Raw genomic sequence first — 20480 nt, forward strand, 5'->3', positions numbered from 1 at the left:
CGGATGGCTGCACACCTACAATCACCACCGCGGACACACCGCGCTGAAAGGCCAACCACCCGCCAGCCGCGTCCCCAACCTCACGGGTCAGTACACCTAGCCCACCAGCTCGGCCAGCTCGGCCTCGCGGGCGGAGACGTCCGCGAGGAGCTTGTCGGCGATCTCGTCCAGGAGCCGGTCCGGGTCCTCCGGCGCCATGCGGAGCATCGAGCCGATCGCGCTGCCCTCCAGTTCGCGGGCGACCAGCGCGAGCATCTCCTTGCGCTGAGCGAGCCACTCGAGACGGGCGTAGAGCTCCTCGCTGGGGCTCGGGCTCCGCTCCGCGGGGGCCGGCCCGGCCGCCCACTCCTCGGCCAGTTCGCGCAGCAGCGCTTCCTCGCCCCGGGCGTAGGCCGCGTTGACGCGGGTGATGAACTCCTCGCGCCGGGCCCGCTCCGCGTCCTCCTGGGCCAGGTCCGGGTGCGCCTTGCGGGCCAGCTCGCGGTACAGCTTGCGGGCCTCCTCGCTGGGCCGCACCCGCTGCGGAGGCCGGACCGACTGGTCCGTGAGCATCGCCTCGGCCTCGGGGAACAGCCCTTCGCCGTCCATCCAGCCGTGGAACAGCTCCTCGACCCCGGGCATCGGCATCACCCTGGCCCGCGCCTCGGCGGCCTTCTGCCGGTCCTCGGGATCGCCGCTGCGCGCGGCCCGGGCCTCGGCGATCTGGGCGTCCAGTTCGTCGAGCCGGGCGTACATCGGGCCGAGTTTCTGATGGTGGAGCCGCGAGAAGTTCTCGACCTCGACGCGGAAGGTCTCCACCGCGATCTCGAACTCGATCAACGCCTGCTCGGCGGCCCGCACGGCCTGCTCCAGCCGTGCCTCGGGCCGGGGCTGCTCAGCTTCGGGGGTCGTCACCCGACCAGCCTAGGCCAACGCTCCCCCGAACCCACCCGGACGACCCTCCCGCTGGCCTTCCCCCGCCGACCGTCCCGCCGGATCCTTCCGCCCGGGCTCCCCCGCTCCGACTCCGCGCGGCCGCGCCTCACACGCCCGTCTCCGCCGCGATCCGCCCCTCCCGCACCGCCGTCACCAGGTCCGAGTGGTCGGCCTCGGTGCGGTCGGCGTAGGCCACGGCGAAGGCGGCGATCGCCTCGTCGAGTTCCTCGTTCTTGCCGCAGTAACCGGCGATGAGGCGGGGGTCGGCGCTGTGGGAGTGGGCGCGGGCGAGGAGCGCGCCGGTCATCCGGCCGTAGTCGTCGATCTGGTCGGCGGCGAGCGCGGCCGGGTCGACGCTTCCCTTGCGGTTGCGGAACTGCCGTACCTGGAAGGGGAGTCCGTCGACCGTCGTCCAGCCCAGCAGGATGTCGCTGACCACCTGCATGCGCTTCTGGCCGATGACCACCCGGCGTCCCTCGTGCTCCACCTCCGGCACCTCGAAGCCGGCGGTCAGCAGATGCGGGACCAGGGCCGAGGCGCGGGCCTCCTTCACCTGGAGGATCAGCGGCTCGCCCCGGTGGTCGAGCAGCAGCACCACGTACGACCGCGTTCCCACGCTGCCCGTGCCGACGATGCGGAAGGCGACGTCGTGGACCGCGTGCCGGGCCAGCAGCGGGTGACGGTCCTCGGACAGGGTGGTCAGATAGTTCTCCAGTGACGCGGCCACCACGCGGGCCTCCGCGTCCGGGACGCGGCGCAGGACCGGCGCCGCGTCGACGAAGCGCCGGCCGCCGTCCTCCGTCGGCTCGGTCGACTTCGCCGCGAACCGGCCGCTGGTGTTGGCCCGCGCCTTCTCCGAGACCCGCTCCAGGGTGCCCAGCAGGTCGTGCGCGTCGGTGTGGGAGACCAGTTCCTCGTCGGCGATGGCGTTCCACGCGTCCAGCACGGGGAGCTTCGCCAGCAGCCGCATCGTCCGGCGGTAGGAGCCGGCCGCGCCGTGTGCCGCCGTGAGGCAGGTGTCCTCGTCCGCGCCCGCCTCACGGCCCGCGAGCACCAGAGAGGCGGCGAGCCGCTTGAGGTCCCACTCCCAGGGACCGTCGACGGTCTCGTCGAAGTCGTTCAGGTCGATGACCAGACCGCCCCGCGCGTCGCCGTACAGGCCGAAGTTCGCCGCGTGGGCGTCGCCGCAGATCTGGGCGCGGATCCCGGTCATGGCGGTGCGGGCCAGGTCGTACGCCATGAGTCCGGCCGAGCCGCGCAGGAACGCGAACGGCGTCGCCGACATCCGGCCGACCCGGATCGGGGTCAGCTCCGGGATGCGGCCCCGGCCGGACTCCTCGACCGCCGCCACCGCGTCCGGCCGGGAGGGGTCCAGTTCGAGCACGGCATGCGCGGACCGCGGCACCCGGCTGCGCAGCGCCTTGCCCGCCTCCTTGGGCGACCCCGTCCGGGGCGCCCCCGGGGCGGCCCCCGCTTCCGGCGTCACGGCGGACCCCCCGGTGGGCCACTCGGCGAAGCCCCGCACACGGGGGATCCTGCCCGCCCCGCCCATCTCTGTCCCCGCGCCACCGGCCTCGGTCACCACGACCGCCTCCCTGCACACGTACACAGTCGGCTCGGCGAGCCGATCATCAACCCGCGCCGACCGTACAGCCCGACGACCTGACGGCGGCAGCCCCTGTGGACAACCTCCCGCCTGTGGAAAACCCCTCGCCACCCCTGCGGGACAGCCCGGTCGACCCACTCCTTCATGGTAGGCACCGGCTCCACGACGACGGCTCCACGACGACAGGTCCGGCACGACGGCTCCACCCCTGCCGCCCCGCCCTTGCCACCCCGCCCTTGCCACCCCAGCACCGCGGCTCCAGCACCGCGGCTCCAGCACCGCGGCTCCAGCACCGCGGGCATGTTTCACGTGAAACACACCCTCACGGACAGAACGTCCCATCCCGTCCACGCCGCCCCCGGCCTCACCTCACCCGAGACGTCACACGGGTGTCTCACCGCACGCGGCGATCACGTCGGCAGAGATCTCGGACAGAACCGGACCGGCCGACCAACTGACCAACCACCCGGCCGCCCGCCGCCCGGCCGCCCGCCGCCCGGCCGCCCGGCCGCCCGGCCGCCCGCTGCACCCTCGGACGACCTCCGTCGGCGACCGGTGCCCCGTACCGCTCGTCGCCACCCATAGCTCTGAGATGTTCCTCACACACGGTGAGCAACCGTGGCCCGGGCTTGCCCACGTCGGACGTCACCGCCCCGGAACATGCGAAAGCCCCGTAGGTCTGAGACCTACGGGGCTTTCGGCTGGTGCGCGAGGGGGGAGTTGAACCCCCACGCCCTTGCGGGCACTGGAACCTGAATCCAGCGCGTCTGCCTATTCCGCCACCCGCGCATTGGGTGTGTCTTCGGGCTTCTGGGCTTTTCGGCCTGGCGCCTTCCGACACGCAGAACATTAGCACGCGGTCCAGGGTGCGTTCACATCCCTTCTGTGCGGGCAGGGAGCAGGTGGGAGGCCGTCGGCGGTCCCCGTACGTCTCGGCGGTGACTGGTTCACGTATCAACCTCGTACCTAAGGCGGCCGTCTCCCCGGGAGCCGGACAAGGACCACAGTCAGGTGCGGGACACTGGTCCTCGGCCGCCTCTACGATCCTGGGCAGCAACAGGTGCGCAAGAGGGCGTCGACACCCGTCGACGGGGCCGACAGGGGGAACCAGCCGATTCACCGGCGCGTGGATACGATCAGTAAGCAGTACCAGGCAGGCAGCACGGCACGGGACAGCAGCCACTACGGAGGAGGTGCCCCATGGGAGTCCTGAAGAAGTTCGAGCAGCGTCTCGAGGGTCTGGTCAACGGCACCTTCGCGAAGGTGTTCAAGTCCGAGGTCCAGCCCGTGGAGATCGCCGGCGCGCTCCAGCGCGAGTGCGACAACAACGCGACCATCTGGAACCGGGACCGGACCGTCGTCCCCAACGACTTCATCGTGGAACTGAGCACGCCGGACTACGAGCGGCTCAGCCCCTACTCCGGCCAGCTCGGCGACGAGCTCGCCGGAATGGTGCGCGACTACGCCAAGCAGCAGCGCTACACCTTCATGGGCCCGATCAAGGTCAACCTGGAGAAGGCGGACGACCTCGACACCGGCCTGTACCGGGTGCGCAGCCGTACGCTCGCCTCCTCCAGCAGCCAGACGCCGGAGCAGCCGCCCGCGGGCGGCCGACAGCGTCCCGGCGGGTCCGGATATCCCGGGGCCGGAGCCGGCGCCGCCGCTCCGCCCATGCCCTCCGCCCCACCGCCCGGCGCCCGTGCCGGCAGTTACGGCTATCCGCCCGCCGCGAGCGCCCAGCGCCCCGGTGCGGCGGGCGGCGGCCTGGCCGGGGCCCCGCAGCCCGGGTCACGCGCCCGCCACTGGATCGAGATCAACGGCACCCGCCACCAGATCTCCCGCGGCACACTCGTCATGGGCCGCAGCACCGAGGCGGACGTACGGATCGACGACCCCGGCGTCTCCCGCCGGCACTGTGAGATCCGGACCGGTTCGCCCTCGACGATCCAGGATCTCGGCTCCACCAACGGCATCGTGGTGGACGGGCAGCACACCACCCGCGCTACGCTCCGCGACGGCTCGCGGATCGTCGTGGGCAGCACCACCATCATTTACCGGCAAGCCGAAGGGTGAAGCGGGGGCAATGTCAGAGCTGACCCTCACGGTCATGCGGCTGGGTTTTCTGGCCGTACTGTGGCTGTTCGTCATCGTGGCCGTGCAGGTCATCCGCAGCGACCTCTTCGGTACGCGTGTCACCCAGCGCGGGTCGCGCCGGGAGGCAGGGCGGGCGCAGCAGGCACAGCGCCAGCAGGCGCCCCCGCAGCAGCGCCAGCAGCCCGCCGCTGGCCGCACACGTCGCAACGCACCTACCAAGCTGGTCGTGTCCGAGGGCACCCTCACCGGCACGACCGTCGCGCTCCAGGGCCAGACCATCACTCTGGGCCGGGCGCACGACAGCACGATCGTGCTGGACGACGACTACGCCTCCAGCCGTCATGCCAGGATCTACCCGGACCGCGACGGCCAGTGGATCGTCGAGGACCTGGGCTCCACCAACGGCACGTACCTCGACCGATCGCGGCTGACGACTCCCACGCCGATCCCGCTGGGTGCGCCGATCCGTATCGGCAAGACCGTCATCGAGCTGCGGAAGTAGTGCTACATCATGAGTGAGTGCGAGCGGAGCGAGCACGCGGCGGCGGCCGGCACCCATGGCCCCCGTGTGCTCCCGACCGGAGGGTGGGCAGTGTGGCTCGACACGACCGGCTGTACCCGGGGCCGACGGGCGAGGTGCGCATGAGCCTGTCACTGCGTTTCGCCGCCGGATCGCACAAGGGCATGATCCGGGAGGGCAACGAGGACTCCGGTTACGCCGGACCCCGCCTGCTCGCCATCGCCGACGGCATGGGCGGCGCCGCCGCCGGTGAGGTCGCCTCCTCCGAGGCCATCTCCACCATCGTCGCCCTCGACGACGACGTCCCCGGCTCCGACGTCCTCACCTCGCTCGGCACCGCCGTCCAGCGCGCCAACGACCAGCTGCGCTCGCTGGTCGAGGAGGACCCCCAGCTCGAGGGCATGGGGACCACCCTGACCGCGCTGCTGTGGACCGGCCAGCGCCTCGGGCTCGTGCACGTCGGCGACTCGCGCGCGTACCTGCTGCGCGACGGCGTGCTGACGCAGATCACCCAGGACCACACCTGGGTGCAGCGCCTCGTCGACGAGGGCCGCATCACCGAGGAAGAAGCCACCACCCACCCCCAACGCTCGCTGCTGATGCGGGCGTTGGGCAGTGGTGAGCACGTCGAGCCGGATCTGTCGATCCGCGAGGTCCGGGCCGGCGACCGCTATCTGATCTGCTCCGACGGCCTGTCCGGCGTCGTCTCGCACCAGACGCTCGAGGACACCCTCGCCAGCTACCAGGGCCCGCAGGAGACCGTGCAGGAGCTGATCCAGCTCGCGTTGCGCGGCGGCGGCCCCGACAACATCACGGTCATCGTCGCCGACGTCCTCGACCTGGACACCGGCGACACCCTCGCCGGGCAGCTGTCCGACACCCCGGTCGTGGTCGGCGCGGTCGCCGAGAACCAGCTCCAGCTGCACGACAACGGCATCATGCAGACCCCCGCGGGACGCGCCTCGGGCCTCGGCCGCAGGCAGCAGGGGCGGGGCGGAGGCGGCGAGTTCGGTCCGCCCGGCTCCGGCGACATCACCGGTTTCATCCCCACCGACGGCTTCGGCGACTACACCGACGACGACTTCGTCAAGCCCCGCAAGGGCCGCAGGTGGCTGAAGAGATCCTTCTACAGCGTGCTCGCGCTCGCCGTGATCGGCGGCGGCCTGTACGGCGGCTGGCGCTGGACGCAGACGCAGTACTACGTCGGCACCAAGGACGAGCACGTCGCGCTGTACCGGGGCATCAGCCAGGACCTGGCCTGGGTGTCGCTGTCGAAGGTGGAGAAGGACCACCCCGAGATCGAACTCAAGTACCTCCCGGAATACCAGCAGAAGCTGGTCGAGGCGACGATCGCCGAGGGCAACCTCTCCACCGCCCAGAAGAAGATCGACGAGCTTGCCGTCCAGGCCTCCGCGTGCAAGAAGCACGCGGAAAGCCCCACGGCGAGCAAGACCGGCTCGAAGACCGGCGAGAGCCAGGCCGGCGGCACCACGGGAACCACCCCCACGTCCGTCACGTCCAAAGCATCGCCGAGCCCCTCGGCAACCGCGTCCCCGTCCGTACCCGCGACCGCCACTCCCACCCCCGGCCCCAGCCTTTCGGAGGAAGAGCAGAAGGTCGTCTCGCGGTGCGGTGAGCAGTAGGCAAGCCGTGAGAGGCCCCGTCACACGATGAGCAGTACTACCAACTCGCCGACGCACCACACGTCCACGATCGGCTCGATCGGTACACCGAGCCGGCGCAACACCGAGCTCGCGCTGCTGGTGTTCGCCGTCGCCATCCCGGTCTTCGCCTACGCCAACGTGGGCCTCGCCATCAACGAACAGGTGCCGTCCGGCCTCCTGAGCTACGGCCTCGGCCTCGGCCTGCTGGCCGGTGTCGCGCACCTCGTGGTGCGCAAGTTCGCGCCCTACGCGGACCCGCTCCTGCTGCCGGTGGCCACCCTGCTGAACGGGCTCGGGCTCGTCGCCATCTGGCGGCTCGACCAGTCCAAGCTGCTCCAGCGGATCGAACAGGCCGGTACCGCCGCGCCGCGCCAGCTGCTGTACACGGCGATGGGCATCGCGCTGTTCGTCGTGGTGCTGGTCTTCCTCAAGGACCACCGCGTGCTTCAGCGCTACACCTACATCTCCATGGTGGGCGCGATCTTCCTGCTGCTGCTGCCGCTCGTCCCGGGCCTCGGACAGAACATCTACGGCGCCAAGATCTGGATCTCGGTCGCCGGTTTCTCCATCCAGCCCGGTGAGTTCGCCAAGATCGTGCTGGCGATCTTCTTCGCCGGCTACCTGATGGTGAAGCGCGACGCGCTCGCCCTGGCCAGCCGCCGCGTCCTCGGTCTGTACCTGCCGCGCGGCCGCGACCTCGGCCCGATCATCGTCGTCTGGATCATCTCGATCCTGATCCTGGTCTTCGAGACGGACCTCGGCACCTCGCTGCTGTTCTTCGGAATGTTCGTCATCATGCTGTACGTCGCCACCGAGCGGACCAGCTGGATCGTCTTCGGTCTGCTGATGTCGGCGGCCGGCGCGGTCGGCGTGGCCCAGTTCGAGAGCCACGTCCAGCAGCGTGTCCAGGCCTGGCTCGACCCGATGAAGGAGTACACGCTCTCCCAGCAGGGCGTCGCCGGCCACTCCGAGCAGGCCATGCAGGCCCTGTGGGCGTTCGGCTCCGGCGGCACCCTCGGCACCGGCTGGGGCCAGGGCCACTCCGAGCTGATCAAGTTCGCCGCCAACTCCGACTTCATCCTCGCCACCTTCGGCGAGGAGCTCGGCCTGGCCGGCATCATGGCGCTCCTGCTGCTGTACGGCCTGATCGCCGAGCGCGGTGTGCGCACCGCCCTCGCCGCCCGCGACCCGTTCGGCAAGCTGCTGGCCATCGGCCTCTCCGGCGCCTTCGCCCTCCAGGTGTTCGTCGTCGCCGGCGGTGTGATGGGCCTCATCCCGCTCACCGGTATGACGATGCCCTTCCTGGCCTACGGCGGTTCCTCCGTCATCGCCAACTGGGCGCTGATCGGCATCCTGATCCGCATCAGCGACACCGCGCGCCGTCCCGCGCCCGCCCCCGCCTCGAACCCCGACGCCGAGATGACCCAGGTGGTCCGCCCGTCATGAACAAGCCCCTGCGCCGGATCGCGATCTTCTGCGGCCTCCTGGTCCTCACCCTGCTGCTGCGCGACAACTACCTCCAGTACGTCAAGGCGGACAGCCTCGCCAGCGACACCAAGAACCGCCGGGTGAACATCACGCGCTACTCGACCCCGCGCGGCGACATCATCGTCGACGGCAAGGCCATCACCGGCTCGGTCGAGACCACCGGCGACTACAAGTACAAGCGCACCTGGTCCAACGGCGCGATGTGGGCGCCGGTCACCGGCTACTCCTCGCAGGCCTTCGGCGCCAACCAGCTGGAGAAGCTCGAGGACGGCATCCTCAGCGGCAACGACGACCGGCTCTTCTTCCGCAACACCCTGGACATGATCACGGGCAAGGAGAAGGAGGGCGGCAGCGTCGTCACCACCCTCAACGCCGCCGCGCAGAAGGCCGCCTACAAGGGCCTGGGCGACAAGAAGGGCGCGGTCGCCGCGATCGAGCCGTCCACCGGCAAGATCCTGGCGCTGGTCTCCACCCCGTCGTACGACCCGTCGAAGTTCGCGGGCTCCTCCGACGCGGACGCCGAGGCGTGGAACGCCGTCCAGAAGAAGAACGACGCCGACGACCCGATGCTCAACCGCGCGCTGCGCGAGACCTACCCGCCCGGCTCCACGTTCAAGGTGGTCACGGCCGCCGCGGCGCTGGAGAACGGCGAGGTCTCCGGCGTCGACGAGAAGACCGACACCCCGGACCCGTTCCCGCTGCCGCAGTCCTCGAGCAAGCTCACCAACGAGCACGGCACCTGCGAGAACGCCACGCTGCGCTACGCGCTCATGGTGTCCTGCAACACCGTCTTCGCGAAGATGGCCGACAACGTCGGCAACGAGAAGATGATCGAGCAGGCGGGGAAGTTCGGCTTCAACGAGGCCGAGCTGGACACCCCGGTGCGCGCCGCCGAGTCGATCTACCCCGAGGACAACCGGCCGCAGAACTCCCTGGACGGCATCGGCCAGGGCTCCAACCGCGCCACCCCGCTCCAGATGGCCATGGTCGCCTCGGCGGTCGCCAACGACGGCAAGCTGATGAAGCCGTACATGGTCGACCAGCTGAAGGCCCCCAACCTGGACACCCTGGAGACGACCGAGCCCCAGCAGCTGTCGCAGGCCGTCTCGTCCAAGACCGCGCAGGCCCTCCAGGAGATGATGGAGACGGTCGTCAACGACCCGCAGGGCACCGGCGGCAAGGCCCAGATCGACGGCGTCACCGTCGGCGGCAAGACCGGTACCGCCCAGCACGGCATCGACAACAAAGAGAAGCCGTACGCCTGGTTCATCTCGTACGCGAAGCTGTCCGACGGCAGTGCCCCGGTGGCCGTCGCCGTCGTCGTCGAGGACGGCGCCGCCGACCGCGGCGACATCACCGGTGGCGGTCTCGCCGGTCCGATCGCAAGGGACGTGATGAAGGCAGTCATCGACAGCAAGAAGTGACCCCCATCACGTCGCCTACACATCGGTGCACGTTGCGATACCGGTCCTGTATCGGGTGACGGGCTTGGCCAGGTCACACAGCGCCGTCCGGGTACGGTATGCCCGGACGGTAGCCTCCGGCCGCACACGTGTGCCGGTCGGGACCGACGGAGAGGGCTGGTAGGTAGCTATGGAAGAGCCGCGTCGCCTCGGCGGCCGGTACGAGCTGGGCCACGTGCTCGGCCGTGGTGGCATGGCCGAGGTCTATCTCGCGCATGACACCCGCCTCGGCCGCACCGTGGCGGTGAAGACGCTGCGCGCGGACCTCGCGCGCGACCCTTCCTTCCAGGCCCGGTTCCGCCGGGAGGCCCAGTCTGCCGCCTCGCTCAACCACCCCGCGATCGTCGCGGTCTACGACACGGGCGAGGACTACATCGACGGGGTCTCGATCCCGTACATCGTCATGGAGTACGTCGACGGCTCCACGCTCCGTGAGCTGCTCCACTCCGGCCGCAAGCTGCTGCCCGAGCGGACGCTGGAGATGACCATCGGCATCCTCCAGGCCCTCGAGTACTCGCACCGCGCCGGCATCGTCCACCGCGACATCAAGCCCGCGAACGTCATGCTGACGCGCAACGGCCAGGTCAAGGTCATGGACTTCGGCATCGCCCGCGCCATGGGCGACTCCGGGATGACGATGACCCAGACGTCCGCGGTCATCGGCACGGCCCAGTACCTCTCGCCGGAGCAGGCCAAGGGCGAGCAGGTCGACGCGCGCTCCGACCTGTACTCGTCCGGCTGTCTGCTCTACGAGCTGCTGACGGTCCGCCCGCCGTTCGTCGGCGACTCCCCGGTCGCCGTGGCCTACCAGCACGTCCGGGAGGAGCCGCAGCCGCCGAGCGTCTTCGACCCCGAGATCACTCCCGAGATGGACGCCATCGTCCTGAAGGCGCTGGTCAAGGACCCGAACTACCGCTACCAGTCCGCCGACGAGATGCGCCTCGACATCGAGGCCTGCCTCGACGGCCAGCCGGTCGGCGCGACGGCGGCCATGGGCTCCGTCGGTTACGGCGGCTACGGCGACGACCAGGCGACCACCGCCCTGCGCTCCGCGGACGCCGGGGCCACGTCGATGCTGCCGCCCATGAACCCGGACGACGGCGGCTACGGCTACGACGACCGTCCCGACCGGCGCCGCCAGAAGAAGTCCAACGCTTCGACGATCCTGCTGGCCGTCGCGGCGGTCCTGGTGCTCGTCGGCGCGGTGCTGATCGGCAAGTGGGTGTTCAGCGGCGGCGTGAACAACGAGTCGGTGGCCGTGCCCAACCTGGTCGGCCAGGTCCGGGCCGATGCCGAGAAACAGCTGACCAACAGCAACCTCAAGCTGGGAACGGTCACCGAGAAGCCCTGCGCGGACCAGAGCAAGGGCAAGATCTGCGACCAGGACCCCGACGCCGCGACCAAGGTCGACAAGGACTCCACCGTCAACCTGGTCGTCTCGACCGGTGCGCCGAAGGTGGCGGTGCCCAGTGTCCTCGGCAAGAGCCTGGAGGACGCCAAGGCGCTCCTGGAGGGCGACCAGTACGAGCTCGTCGTGGAGACCAAGGAGCAGGTGTCCACCGAGGAGGAGGGCACCGTCCTGGAGCAGAGCCTGAAGCTCGGCAAGGAGGTGGAGAAGGGCACCACCATCACCCTGACCATCGCCAAGGCCGAGGAGAAGGCGACCGTCCCGGACGTCTCCAACAAGAGCTGCGACGACGCCAAGGCGCAGATGGAGCAGAACGACCTCAAGGGCAACTGCGTCGAGGTCGACACCCAGGACCAGAACCAGGTCGGCAAGGTCATCCAGACCGTGCCGTCGATCGGTTCCCAGGCCGACAAGGGCTCCACGGTCCAGATCCAGATCGGCAAGAGCAACCAGACCCAGGTCCCCTCCAACCTCCAGGGCCTGAGCGTCAAGGACGCCAAGAAGGCGCTCCAGGACGCGGGACTCAACGTCGGCAGCATCACCGGCAACTCGGACGACGACGCCCAGGTGATCAGCTCGGACCCGGCCCCCGGCAGCACCGTCAACAAGGGCCAGACGGTGAACCTGGTCGCCGTCAAGAACGGCGACAACAACAACGGCGGCAACAACGGCGGCATCAACTTCTTCGGTGGCACCAGCGGTTGACCGCACCCGGCAAAGGCGTGGGCCCCACCGGACGCATCCGGTGGGGCCCACGCCTTTGTCGCTTCGTGCGGTACGGAGCCTCAGTGCTTCGTGCGGCCCTGAGCCTTTCCGCCCTCGTCGGCCCGGAGCCCTCGCGCCTCGTGCTGCCCGGGCCGGGCCGCGGTCTAGCTCAGTTCCTTCGGCGGCGTCCGGTTCGCGTCCACCTTCTCCACGCGCTCCAACTCCCCCCACACCACGTACCGGTAGCGGCTCGTGTAGACCGGCGTGCAGGTCGTCAGGGTGATGTAGCGGCCGGCCTTCTTCTTGCCGGACTCCTCGGGGATCCGGCCGAGGACCTCGACGTTGTACTTCGAGGTCTCGGGCAGGACCGCGTACACCTTGTAGACGTACCAGTCGTCCTTCGTCTCGAAGACGATCGGGTCGCCCTTCTCCAGCTTGTCGATGTTGTGGAACTTCGCGCCGTGGCCGTCACGGTGGGCGGCGAGCGTGAAGTTGCCCTCCTTGCCGCTCGTCGGGAGTGCGGCCTTGAAGGGGTCGGTGTAGTAGCCGGCGACGCCCTCGTTGAGGACCTTCGACGAGGTGCCCTTCTCGACCAGCACCTCGCCGTTCTTCATCGCGGGCACGTGCAGGAAGCCGATGCCGTCCTTGGTGTCGAGCGCCCCGGGACCGCTGTCCTGCTGGGCCCAGTTGTCGCGCACCTTGTCGCCCTGGCGGTCCGCGTGCCGGTCGGCCACGACGTTCGTCCACCACAGGGAGTAGACGACGAACAGGCCGAGCACCAGGCCGGCCGTGATGAGGAGTTCACCGAAGACGCTGACGGCCATCGCGATCCTGCCGCCGCCGCGGCGCCGCGGCCCGGGATCGGGCGCGTCCACGCGCGGGTGCTTCTCGTGCTCGGTGTCGCCGGTGGTCGCTGCCACGTTCATCTGCCCCTACTCGACTGCACGCCTACTCGACGAGCGCATCCGGCTTTCCCTTGCTGCGCGGCCGTTCCTCGACCATCTTGCCCCAGACGATCAGGCGGTACTTGCTGGTGAACTCCGGGGTGCAGGTGGTGAGGGTGATGTACCGGCCCGGCCCGGTGAATCCGGACTCCGCGGGCACGGGGTCGAGGACGCTCGTGTTGCTGGGCGCGGTCACCGGCAGCGAGGACGCCATCTTGTAGACGAAGTACTCGTCCTGCGTCTCGACGACGATGTCGTCGCCCGCCTGGAGCCTGTTGATGTAGCGGAACGGCTCGCCGTGCGTGTTGCGGTGGCCCGCGAGCCCGAAGTTGCCGGTCTTCGCGTCGGGCATCGCGGTCTGCAGCGGGCTCTCGCCGTAGTGCCCGACCATGCCCTTGTCGAGCACCTTCTTGTTGCTGACGCCCTCGGCGATCGGCACCACGACGTCCAGCTTCGGGATGTGCAGGATCGCGAAACCCTGCCCCGGCGAGAACACCCCGGGGGCGCCCTTGCCGTTCGCCCAGTCGTCCTGGAGGCTGCTGGCCTCCTTGTCGGCCTGCGCGTGCGCCCGCACGTTCGTCCACCACAGCTGATAGGTGACGAAGAGCAGCATCAGCACGCCCGTGGTGATGAAGACCTCGCCGACGGCCCGGCTGGCCACCACCGCGGCGCTCGGCTTGCGGGCCCGCTGCCGACGGCGTGCCTCGACGCGGGACAGCGGCCGCTCGTCCTGGGCCGGCGGGTGGGCCCCGTTGTACGACTCGGTCGCCTCGCCCGGGCCGCCATGACGGCCGTGGCGGCCCTTGGCGGCCTTTCTGCGGGCCGCGCGACCGCCCGCCGGGGTTCCAGGGGCCGGGGAGGCCGCCGATCCGCCAGAAGCGGATATGGGGTCGCCGCCGAACATGGACGCCGGCGGTATCCGCAGCGCCACCGTCTCCTCGTCGACCGGCGGCTGGTACGGCTCCCCGCCGTAGGGGCCGGCTCCGTAGGCGTCACCGCCGAACGACTCGTACGGCGCGGTGCCGTACGAGTCCTCACGCTCGGGGCGCAGCGCGGTCACGCCGTGGCCCTGCCCACCACCGGGGCGAGCCCCGCCGACCTCGCCACCGCGCCCTGGTCGCCGCACTCCACCAGCCAGTTGGCCAGCATCCGGTGCCCGTGCTCGGTCAGCACCGACTCGGGGTGGAACTGGACGCCCTCGACGGGCAGTTCCCGGTGGCGCAGGCCCATGATGATCCCGTCGTGCGTACGGGCCGTGACCTCGAGCGCGGCCGGGACGGTGGCCGGCTCGGCGGCCAGCGAGTGGTAGCGGGTCGCGGTGAAGGGGGTCGGCAGGCCGGCGAACACGCCCCTGCCCTCGTGCTCCACCAGCGAGGTCTTGCCGTGCAGCAGCTCCGGCGCCCGGTCCACGACGCCGCCGTACGCCACCTGCATCGACTGCATGCCCAGGCAGACGCCGAAGACGGGGACGCCGGTGGCCGCGCAGTGCCGGACCATCTCGATGCAGACGCCGGCCTCCTCGGGCGTGCCGGGCCCGGGGGAGAGCAGCACCCCGTCGAAGCCGTCCTGGGCATGGGCCGTGGAGACCTCGTCGTTGCGCAGGACCTCGCACTCGGCGCCCAGCTGGTACAGGTACTGGACCAGGTTGAAGACGAAGCTGTCGTAGTTGTCGACGACGAGAATGCGCGCGCTCACTGGTTGTCCACCGTCACATCGTTGAAGGGAAGCAGCGGTTCGGCCCACGGGAAGACGTACTGGAACAGCGCGTACACCACGGCCACGATCAGCATGATCGAGATCAGCGCCTTGACCCACGCGTTTCCCGGCAGATGCCGCCAGATCCAGCCGTACATGCCGTCCCTTCCGTCGCATCACGGCACCTGACTCACGCCGTACGCCACCAGACTAACGGCGCAGGGCCTTCGGTTCGCCTGCCTCCACGGGCTGTGTGGAGTCGAGATGCGCCCAGACGATCAGCCGGTGACTGTGCCCCCATTCCGGATCGCACGTGGTCAACGTCAGGTACCGGCCCGGACGCGTGTACCCCGACTTACGTGGCACAGCGTCGATCACCTCGACGTCCGAGGGAACGGTTTTGTAGGGGCCTTTGTCGATCCGATAGGTGAACCAGGTCGTCCCGTCCGTCAGGACCACCGCGTCACCCCTTCTGAGCAGGGGAAAGTCCTTGAAAGGATCGCCGTAGGTACGGCGGTGGCCGGCGACGGAGAAGTTTCCGGTCTGCCCGAGGCGCGCGCTGCCCGCGTAGTGCCCCAGCCCCTTCTTCAGGGTGCCGGTCGCCGTGCCCTCCAGCACCGGCTTGTTCCACGTGGAACCGAGACGTGGGATGTACATGACCGCGAAGGCCTTGCCGCCGCGGTAGGGCGCCGGCGGCACGGTGGCGGTCGCGCCGGGGGTGGGGCTCACGGTCCCTCGGGCCCACCGGTCGTGGAGGTCGTCGATCTGGTCGCCCATGACGCGGTCGGCCTGTACGCCGGTCCAGAACAGCACGTAGACGACGAAGAGGACGATGACGGCCCCGGCGGTGATGCACAGCTCGCTGAACGTCCTGACGATCACCCGCACCGACACAGGCGCCCCCCGGCGGCCGCTGCTCCCCTACTCCACAGGCTTGGCGTAGTGCAGATCCACTGTGCCCGAGTAGCCGGGCAGAGTCACCGTCCCGTCCTCGGTGACTTTCCAGCCGAGGCCGTAGACGTTCACGTAGACCATGTAGTTCTGGATCGCGGGGGCCTCGGCGAGCGCCTGCTGCAGCTTCTCCGGGTCGCCGACGGCCTGGATCTTGTACGGCGGTGAGTAGACGCGGCCCTGGAGGATCAGGGTGTTGCCGACGCAGCGCACGGCGCTGGTGGAGATCAGCCGCTGGTCCATGACCTTGATGCCCCGGGCGCCGCCCTGCCAGAGCGCGTTCACGACGGCCTGGAGGTCCTGCTGGTGGATGACCAGGTAGTCGGGCTGCGGCTCCGGGTAGCCGGGGAGCTTGGCGGTGGCGTTCGGCGGGGCGTCGTTGAGGGTGACGGTGATGGCCTCGCCCTTGACCTTCTGGGTCCCGGCGTCCTTCTCCAGCCCCGCGAGCTTGTCGTCCTCGGCCTGGGTGCTGCCGTCGTCCGCCTCGGCCAGCGACTCCACGTCGTCGCGCAGGGCCCCGTTCGTCTCGTCCAGCTCGCCGTTCTTCTGGCTGCGCTCCTGGATCAGGTCGGACAGCTTCAGCAGGGAGGCGTCCGTGCGGATGTTGGTGCCCTTGGCGGTGTTGAAGCTGGTGAAGAAGAGCAGCCCCGCGAGGGCGAAGACACCCACGGTGAGCACCCGCACGGGCCGGAATCCGCCCCGGCGGTCGGGCGAGGAGAGGGCGGGAGCGGGCCGGTCGGGGGCCGCCGAACCGGCCGGGGAGGGATCGGGTGCGGAGCCGGGAGCGGAAACACGGGTGGGATCGGGGGCTGAACCCGTTGTACCCGTCCGGGGGGAGTCGGCAGAATTGCTCAACGTACCCTTATCTCCTTCGGCGCCGTAGAAGCACTACGCTAACGGACGCCCGGGGGAGCCTCTCAGTCCCCTAGCACGCAGCCCCCGAGCCCGATCCAGCACCTGCGCGGCCACGCAGCGCATCGACAGGAGAGACCCTCGTGCCGAAGTCACGTATCCGCAAGAAGGCCGACTACACGCCGCCTCCGGCGAAGCAGGCGACCGCCATCAAGCTGAACAGCCGTGCCTGGGTCGCGCCGGTCATGCTGGCCATGTTCCTCATCGGCCTCGCCTGGATCGTGGTCTTCTACGTGACGGACGGCTCGCTCCCCATCGACAAGCTGGACAACTGGAACATCGTCGTGGGCTTCGGGTTCATCGCGGCCGGGTTCGGCGTCTCCACGCAGTGGAAGTAGCGGCGCGGGCAGCGGAGAAAGCCCAGGCCGGCTAGCTCTGCCCAGGGTTATCCCCTGAGTTATCCACAGCAGTTTTCCACATGGGGAAAAGAAAGACGATCTGTGGATAACTCACCGGAGGTTGACGCCGGTGTGACGTAACTACCGGCTGTCACCCTCACTCGAAAGAACGTTCGCCCCCTGTCTGACCTGTACAAACGCAGGTTGTTGACAGGGGGCGAAGCTGTTCCCGCACGTTGTGCACAAGATTCGACACAGACTGTGGACAACAGCGCGCTCAGGTGAGCTGGACGGTCCTCAGGAGCGTCACCACCACGACGACTGCCAGCATCAGCGCGCAGGTGCCGAACTGGACGAGGGCCCTCCGCTCGCGAGGGGCGTGGACCATGCCGATCCCCATCACGACCCCGGCGACCAGACCGCCGATGTGGGCCTGCCAGGAGATGCCGCTCCACCCGAAGGTGATGACCAGGTTGATCACCAGCAGGGCGACGATCGGCCGCATGTCCTGGCGCAGCCGGCGCATCAGGACGGCCGTCGCGCCGAACAGACCGAAGATCGCGCCGGAGGCACCCAGGGTGGCGGTGCCCGGCGAGGCGAGCAGATAGCTCAGGGCGCTGCCCGCGAGGCCCGACACCAGGTAGAGCGACAGATAGCGGGCCCGGCCGAGCGCCTGCTCCAGCGGGCCGCCGAGCCACCACAGGCTCAGCATGTTGAAGGCGAGGTGCCAGGGAGCCTCGTGCGAGAACATCGAGGTGACCATGCGGTACCACTCGCCCTCGGCCACGCCCTCCGTCGGATGGAAGGGGGCCGGCGGCCACTGGCCGATCAGCACCAGGCTGTCCAGCAGCGAGGACCGCACCTGCACGGCGAGGAACACCGCCACGTTGATCCCGATGAGGATCTTGGTGAGCAGCCGGGGATCCGCGGTCACCACGCCTCCCGCCAGCGTGCGGGGCTGGGAGGCACTGGGCGCGTGCCCCGTACCGGAGCCCTCGCGGACGCAGGTGGGGCACTGGAAACCGACGGAGGCGCTGACCATGCACTCCGGGCAGATCGGGCGCTCGCAGCGGGTGCAGCGGATGCCGGTCTCCCGGTCGGGGTGCCGGTAGCAGACGGGCAGGCCGCTCTGCGCGTCGTCCTGCCGGCTGCCAGGCGCCTGGTCCATGGGCTCCCCCAAGAAAGTCGTCCGAGTCGTCGGGGTCGAGTATCGGAGTAGTCGGCGTCGTCGGAAAGGAACCGCCCTGCTCATCCTTACGGACGAGCAGGGCGTTTGGTTCCCGGTGCGCCGTGGCGCCGCCTCAGCTCTTGCGGCTCTCGACGACGACCGACTCGATGACGACGTCCTGCAGCGGACGGTCGGTGCGCGGGTTGGTCTGGATGGCCGCGATGGCGTCCACCACCTTCTGGCCGGCCGGGTCGACGACCTCGCCGAAGATGGTGTGCTTGCGGGTCAGCCAGGCCGTCGGCGAGACGGTGATGAAGAACTGCGAGCCGTTGGTGCCCGGGCCGGCGTTCGCCATGGCCAGCAGGTAGGGCCTGTCGAAGCGCAGGTCGGGGTGGAACTCGTCCTCGAACTGGTAGCCGGGGCCACCGGTCCCGTTGCCCAGCGGATCGCCGCCCTGGATCATGAACCCGCTGATCACCCGGTGGAAGACCGTGCCGTCGTACAGCCTGTCCGTGGACCGCACGCCGGTCTCCGGGTTGACCCACTCACGCCCGCCGGTGGCGAGGTCGACGAAGTTCTTGACCGTCTTCGGGGCGTGGTCCGGGTAGAGCCGGATCTCGATGTCGCCGTGGTTGGTCTTCAGGGTGGCGTACAGGTGCTCGGCCACGGTCTGCCTTCCGTTGTCTCTCTGTGACCCTCAGATCCTCGCACGGGCCGGCGCCGCCGCAGTCCGACGGCCCGCACCGGCATCAGACGCGTCGGTCCGGGTACACAAAAGCATCCGACTCGTCCGGGACGGGAGCGGGCGGTGCCGATCCGTGGCATCGTCGGTTTTGTCGCTCTGCCGACCCTCTGTTGCCCTAGCCCTCGATCCGTCCCCTATCGCATGTGATCAACACTCGTATGCCCGTCCGCGCATGCCGGGACGGCCATTGACAGGCATGATCCGTAAAAGGGTGGAAAGTCGAAATACCGTACGCCACCGAGGAGGAGGAACCCGTGACCCGCATCGACAGCGTGCGCGCCGCGACCGGCTCGGCGAAGGACAGCGTGCTGCACGCCGCGGAAGTGGTGGCGCCCTACGCCGACACGGCCAAGGAACGGGCCGCGCTCTACGCGCACGAGGCCCGTGTACGGCTCGCGCCCAAGGTGTCGCTGGCCGCAGAACAGGCCCGCGTGCAGTACGACGCCCATGTCGCCCCGCGTCTGGAACAGGCGAAGACCCATGTCCCGCCGAAGGTCGACCTGGCCGCGCAGGAAGCGGCCGCCCGCACCCGGCTGGTCGCACGGCAGGCAGCCGAGTACTCCCGGCCGAGGATCGAGCAGGCGGTTGCCGCGGCCGGGCCCGTGAAGGACGAGGCCGCCGCCCGAGGCGTCGCCGCGCTGGCCGCCCTGCGCGGTCAGGTGACGCCGAAGGAGATCGAGAAGCTGATGCGCAAGCACCGGCGGCGGGCCAAGGCGGGCAAGCTCGCCAAGGCGCTGATCGTCCTCGGCGCCGTCACCGGCGGCGCCTACGCGGCCTGGAAGTGGTGGGACAAGCAGGCCAACCCGGACTGGCTGGTCGAGCCGCCGGCGGCCACGGAGGTGCCCGCCTCGGGCGGCCTGGCCTCGGTGGACGGCAGCAGCGACCCGTCGGTCCTCGACCCCGAGGTACAGGCCAAGGAGGCCGAGGAGGAGGCCGCGAACCGCGACGACCGCAGCTGAGCGGTCGGCGGTCGGCCCGCGCCCCCACCTCAACGGCAAAAGACCCCGCCCACCTGCGTTTCCGCAGGTGGGCGGGGTCTTTCCAGGTGGAGCCTAGGGGAGTCGAACCCCTGACATCTGCCATGCAAAGACAGCGCTCTACCAACTGAGCTAAGGCCCCGCAAGAGACGTCCGGCCGGAAAACCTCGTACCGGCGGGCGCCGCAGACCAGAGTACCGGGTCACCCGGGGTATCTCGCAAAAAGATTGGGGGTCCCCGCGGATGACCACGCTCCGTAAGATGCTCGGACGCGGTTCGCTACAGCGAACCGCGGTTTCTGGGGAAGCGATGGGGAGACGCAATGGACGCCGCACAGCAGGAAGCGACCGCGAGAGCGCGGGAACTTCAGCGGAACTGGTACGGAGAGCCGCTGGGGGCGCTCTTCCGTAAGCTCATCGACGATCTTGGCCTCAACCAGGCTCGTCTCGCTGGGGTACTGGGCCTCTCGGCGCCGATGCTGTCGCAGCTGATGAGCGGTCAGCGCGCGAAGATCGGCAACCCGGCCGTGGTGCAGCGGGTGCAGCTGCTCCAGGAGTTGGCGTCGCAGGTCGCGGACGGCAGCGTCAGCGCCGCCGAGGCGACCGAGCGCATGGACGAGATCAAGCGGTCCCAGGGGGGCTCGGTGCTGAGCAACACCACGCAGACGACGAGTGGTTCGGGAGCGCCCACGGTCAAGCGGGTCGTCCGCGAGATCCAGTCCCTGCTGCGCTCGGTGGCCGCCGCCGGCGACATCATCGACGCCGCCGACACTCTCGCCCCGACCCACCCGGAACTGGCAGAGTTCCTCCGGGTGTACGGCGCCGGCCGTACCTCCGACGCGGTCACGCACTACCAGTCCCACCAGAGCTGAGCCCTCGGCCCGGTCG

The 20480-nt window shown here is 69.7% G+C and carries 19 protein-coding genes and 2 tRNA genes; 9 read left to right on the plus strand and 12 right to left on the minus strand.

From position 1 onward, the window contains the following. Window positions 1-96: 96 nt before the first annotated feature. The 3 genes from J2X68_RS18130 to J2X68_RS18140 form a co-directional block, all read right to left on the minus strand. On the minus strand, window positions 97-894 hold the full coding sequence (locus J2X68_RS18130) for a J domain-containing protein (protein WP_310433591.1): 798 nt from the start codon (window positions 892-894) through the stop codon (window positions 97-99). A gap of 127 nt (window positions 895-1021) precedes the next feature. Next, window positions 1022-2467, minus strand: a complete 1446-nt coding sequence (locus tag J2X68_RS18135; RefSeq protein WP_310433797.1) for a DUF2252 domain-containing protein — start codon at window positions 2465-2467, stop codon at window positions 1022-1024. A gap of 756 nt (window positions 2468-3223) precedes the next feature. Further along, window positions 3224-3310 (minus strand) — tRNA-Leu (locus tag J2X68_RS18140). A gap of 411 nt (window positions 3311-3721) precedes the next feature. On the opposite strand from J2X68_RS18140, the gene J2X68_RS18145 reads away from it, so the two are divergent. The 6 genes from J2X68_RS18145 to pknB all read left to right on the plus strand — a co-directional run bounded on the left by J2X68_RS18145 (window position 3722) and on the right by pknB (window position 11863). Next, window positions 3722-4594: a DUF3662 and FHA domain-containing protein gene (locus J2X68_RS18145; protein ID WP_310433592.1), complete on the plus strand. Its 873-nt coding sequence runs from the start codon at window positions 3722-3724 to the stop codon at window positions 4592-4594. A gap of 10 nt (window positions 4595-4604) precedes the next feature. Further along, complete coding sequence (locus tag J2X68_RS18150) at window positions 4605-5117, plus strand: FHA domain-containing protein (protein WP_310433593.1); 513 nt, start codon at window positions 4605-4607, stop codon at window positions 5115-5117. Window positions 5118-5257: 140 nt separating this feature from the next. Next, on the plus strand, window positions 5258-6778 hold the full coding sequence (locus tag J2X68_RS18155; protein ID WP_310433798.1) for a Stp1/IreP family PP2C-type Ser/Thr phosphatase: 1521 nt from the start codon (window positions 5258-5260) through the stop codon (window positions 6776-6778). Between the two features lie 27 nt (window positions 6779-6805). Beyond that, window positions 6806-8245 carry an FtsW/RodA/SpoVE family cell cycle protein gene (locus J2X68_RS18160; protein ID WP_057606287.1) on the plus strand — a complete coding sequence of 480 codons (1440 nt, stop codon included), beginning with the start codon at window positions 6806-6808 and terminating at the stop codon, window positions 8243-8245. Next, the gene (locus J2X68_RS18165) at window positions 8242-9711 is read left to right on the plus strand and encodes a penicillin-binding protein 2 (RefSeq protein ID WP_310433594.1); all 1470 of its coding nucleotides are present in this window, start codon (window positions 8242-8244) and stop codon (window positions 9709-9711) included. The genes J2X68_RS18160 and J2X68_RS18165 overlap by 4 nt, the downstream gene beginning before the upstream one ends. Before the next feature lie 169 nt (window positions 9712-9880). Continuing rightward, on the plus strand, window positions 9881-11863 hold the full coding sequence (gene pknB / locus J2X68_RS18170) for a Stk1 family PASTA domain-containing Ser/Thr kinase (protein ID WP_310433595.1): 1983 nt from the start codon (window positions 9881-9883) through the stop codon (window positions 11861-11863). A gap of 164 nt (window positions 11864-12027) precedes the next feature. On the opposite strand, the gene J2X68_RS18175 is transcribed toward pknB, so the two are convergent. Genes J2X68_RS18175 through J2X68_RS18200 form a run of 6 tightly spaced genes read right to left on the minus strand, consistent with a single transcriptional unit; the run spans window position 12028 to window position 16308 of the window. Then, window positions 12028-12789: a class E sortase gene (locus J2X68_RS18175; protein ID WP_310433596.1), complete on the minus strand. Its 762-nt coding sequence runs from the start codon at window positions 12787-12789 to the stop codon at window positions 12028-12030. Between the two features lie 22 nt (window positions 12790-12811). Next, complete coding sequence (locus tag J2X68_RS18180) at window positions 12812-13867, minus strand: class E sortase (RefSeq protein ID WP_310433597.1); 1056 nt, start codon at window positions 13865-13867, stop codon at window positions 12812-12814. Further along, window positions 13864-14502 carry an aminodeoxychorismate/anthranilate synthase component II gene (locus J2X68_RS18185; RefSeq protein WP_310433598.1) on the minus strand — a complete coding sequence of 213 codons (639 nt, stop codon included), beginning with the start codon at window positions 14500-14502 and terminating at the stop codon, window positions 13864-13866. Before J2X68_RS18185 ends, J2X68_RS18180 begins: the two co-directional genes overlap by 4 nt. Beyond that, on the minus strand, window positions 14499-14660 hold the full coding sequence (locus tag J2X68_RS18190) for a hypothetical protein (protein ID WP_310433599.1): 162 nt from the start codon (window positions 14658-14660) through the stop codon (window positions 14499-14501). The genes J2X68_RS18185 and J2X68_RS18190 overlap by 4 nt, the downstream gene beginning before the upstream one ends. A gap of 52 nt (window positions 14661-14712) precedes the next feature. Continuing rightward, complete coding sequence (locus J2X68_RS18195) at window positions 14713-15390, minus strand: class E sortase (RefSeq protein WP_310433799.1); 678 nt, start codon at window positions 15388-15390, stop codon at window positions 14713-14715. Between the two features lie 33 nt (window positions 15391-15423). Further along, window positions 15424-16308 (minus strand): DUF881 domain-containing protein, encoded by an 885-nt coding sequence (locus tag J2X68_RS18200; RefSeq protein ID WP_399040237.1) that lies wholly within the window; start codon window positions 16306-16308, stop codon window positions 15424-15426. Between the two features lie 140 nt (window positions 16309-16448). Here J2X68_RS18200 and crgA point away from each other — a divergent pair, with 140 nt between their 5' ends. After that, complete coding sequence (gene crgA / locus J2X68_RS18205) at window positions 16449-16703, plus strand: cell division protein CrgA (RefSeq protein ID WP_054242100.1); 255 nt, start codon at window positions 16449-16451, stop codon at window positions 16701-16703. Between the two features lie 277 nt (window positions 16704-16980). On the opposite strand, the gene J2X68_RS18210 is transcribed toward crgA, so the two are convergent. Further along, window positions 16981-17871: a rhomboid family intramembrane serine protease gene (locus J2X68_RS18210; protein ID WP_310433601.1), complete on the minus strand. Its 891-nt coding sequence runs from the start codon at window positions 17869-17871 to the stop codon at window positions 16981-16983. A 133-nt stretch (window positions 17872-18004) separates the two neighbouring features. Continuing rightward, window positions 18005-18538: a peptidylprolyl isomerase gene (locus J2X68_RS18215; RefSeq protein ID WP_310433602.1), complete on the minus strand. Its 534-nt coding sequence runs from the start codon at window positions 18536-18538 to the stop codon at window positions 18005-18007. Window positions 18539-18870: 332 nt separating this feature from the next. On the opposite strand from J2X68_RS18215, the gene J2X68_RS18220 reads away from it, so the two are divergent. Next, window positions 18871-19575 carry a DUF5324 family protein gene (locus J2X68_RS18220; protein WP_310433603.1) on the plus strand — a complete coding sequence of 235 codons (705 nt, stop codon included), beginning with the start codon at window positions 18871-18873 and terminating at the stop codon, window positions 19573-19575. An 87-nt stretch (window positions 19576-19662) separates the two neighbouring features. Here J2X68_RS18220 and J2X68_RS18225 read toward each other — a convergent pair. Then, window positions 19663-19735: transfer RNA gene (locus tag J2X68_RS18225), tRNA-Ala, on the minus strand. Window positions 19736-19915: 180 nt separating this feature from the next. Here J2X68_RS18225 and J2X68_RS18230 point away from each other — a divergent pair. After that, entirely contained in the window at window positions 19916-20464 is a 549-nt protein-coding gene (locus tag J2X68_RS18230; RefSeq protein WP_062644873.1) for a hypothetical protein, read from the plus strand. Window positions 20465-20480 lie beyond the last annotated feature (16 nt).

Source organism: Streptomyces sp. 3330, assembly GCF_031456635.1.
Classification (GTDB): Bacteria; Actinomycetota; Actinomycetes; order Streptomycetales; family Streptomycetaceae; genus Streptomyces.

Bases quoted from the DNA above. Each gene is read 5' to 3' on its own strand.
- J2X68_RS18135 (WP_310433797.1), bottom strand. From the start codon at position 2,467: ATGGGCGGGGCGGGCAGGATCCCCCGTGTGCGGGGCTTCGCCGAGTGG.
- J2X68_RS18145 (WP_310433592.1), top strand. From the start codon at position 3,722: ATGGGAGTCCTGAAGAAGTTCGAGCAGCGTCTCGAGGGTCTGGTCAAC.
- J2X68_RS18150 (WP_310433593.1), top strand. From the start codon at position 4,605: ATGTCAGAGCTGACCCTCACGGTCATGCGGCTGGGTTTTCTGGCCGTA.
- J2X68_RS18155 (WP_310433798.1), top strand. From the start codon at position 5,258: ATGAGCCTGTCACTGCGTTTCGCCGCCGGATCGCACAAGGGCATGATC.
- J2X68_RS18160 (WP_057606287.1), top strand. From the start codon at position 6,806: ATGAGCAGTACTACCAACTCGCCGACGCACCACACGTCCACGATCGGC.
- J2X68_RS18165 (WP_310433594.1), top strand. From the start codon at position 8,242: ATGAACAAGCCCCTGCGCCGGATCGCGATCTTCTGCGGCCTCCTGGTC.
- pknB (WP_310433595.1), top strand. From the start codon at position 9,881: ATGGAAGAGCCGCGTCGCCTCGGCGGCCGGTACGAGCTGGGCCACGTG.
- J2X68_RS18175 (WP_310433596.1), bottom strand. From the start codon at position 12,789: ATGAACGTGGCAGCGACCACCGGCGACACCGAGCACGAGAAGCACCCG.
- J2X68_RS18190 (WP_310433599.1), bottom strand. From the start codon at position 14,660: ATGTACGGCTGGATCTGGCGGCATCTGCCGGGAAACGCGTGGGTCAAG.
- J2X68_RS18210 (WP_310433601.1), bottom strand. From the start codon at position 17,871: ATGGACCAGGCGCCTGGCAGCCGGCAGGACGACGCGCAGAGCGGCCTG.
- J2X68_RS18230 (WP_062644873.1), top strand. From the start codon at position 19,916: ATGGACGCCGCACAGCAGGAAGCGACCGCGAGAGCGCGGGAACTTCAG.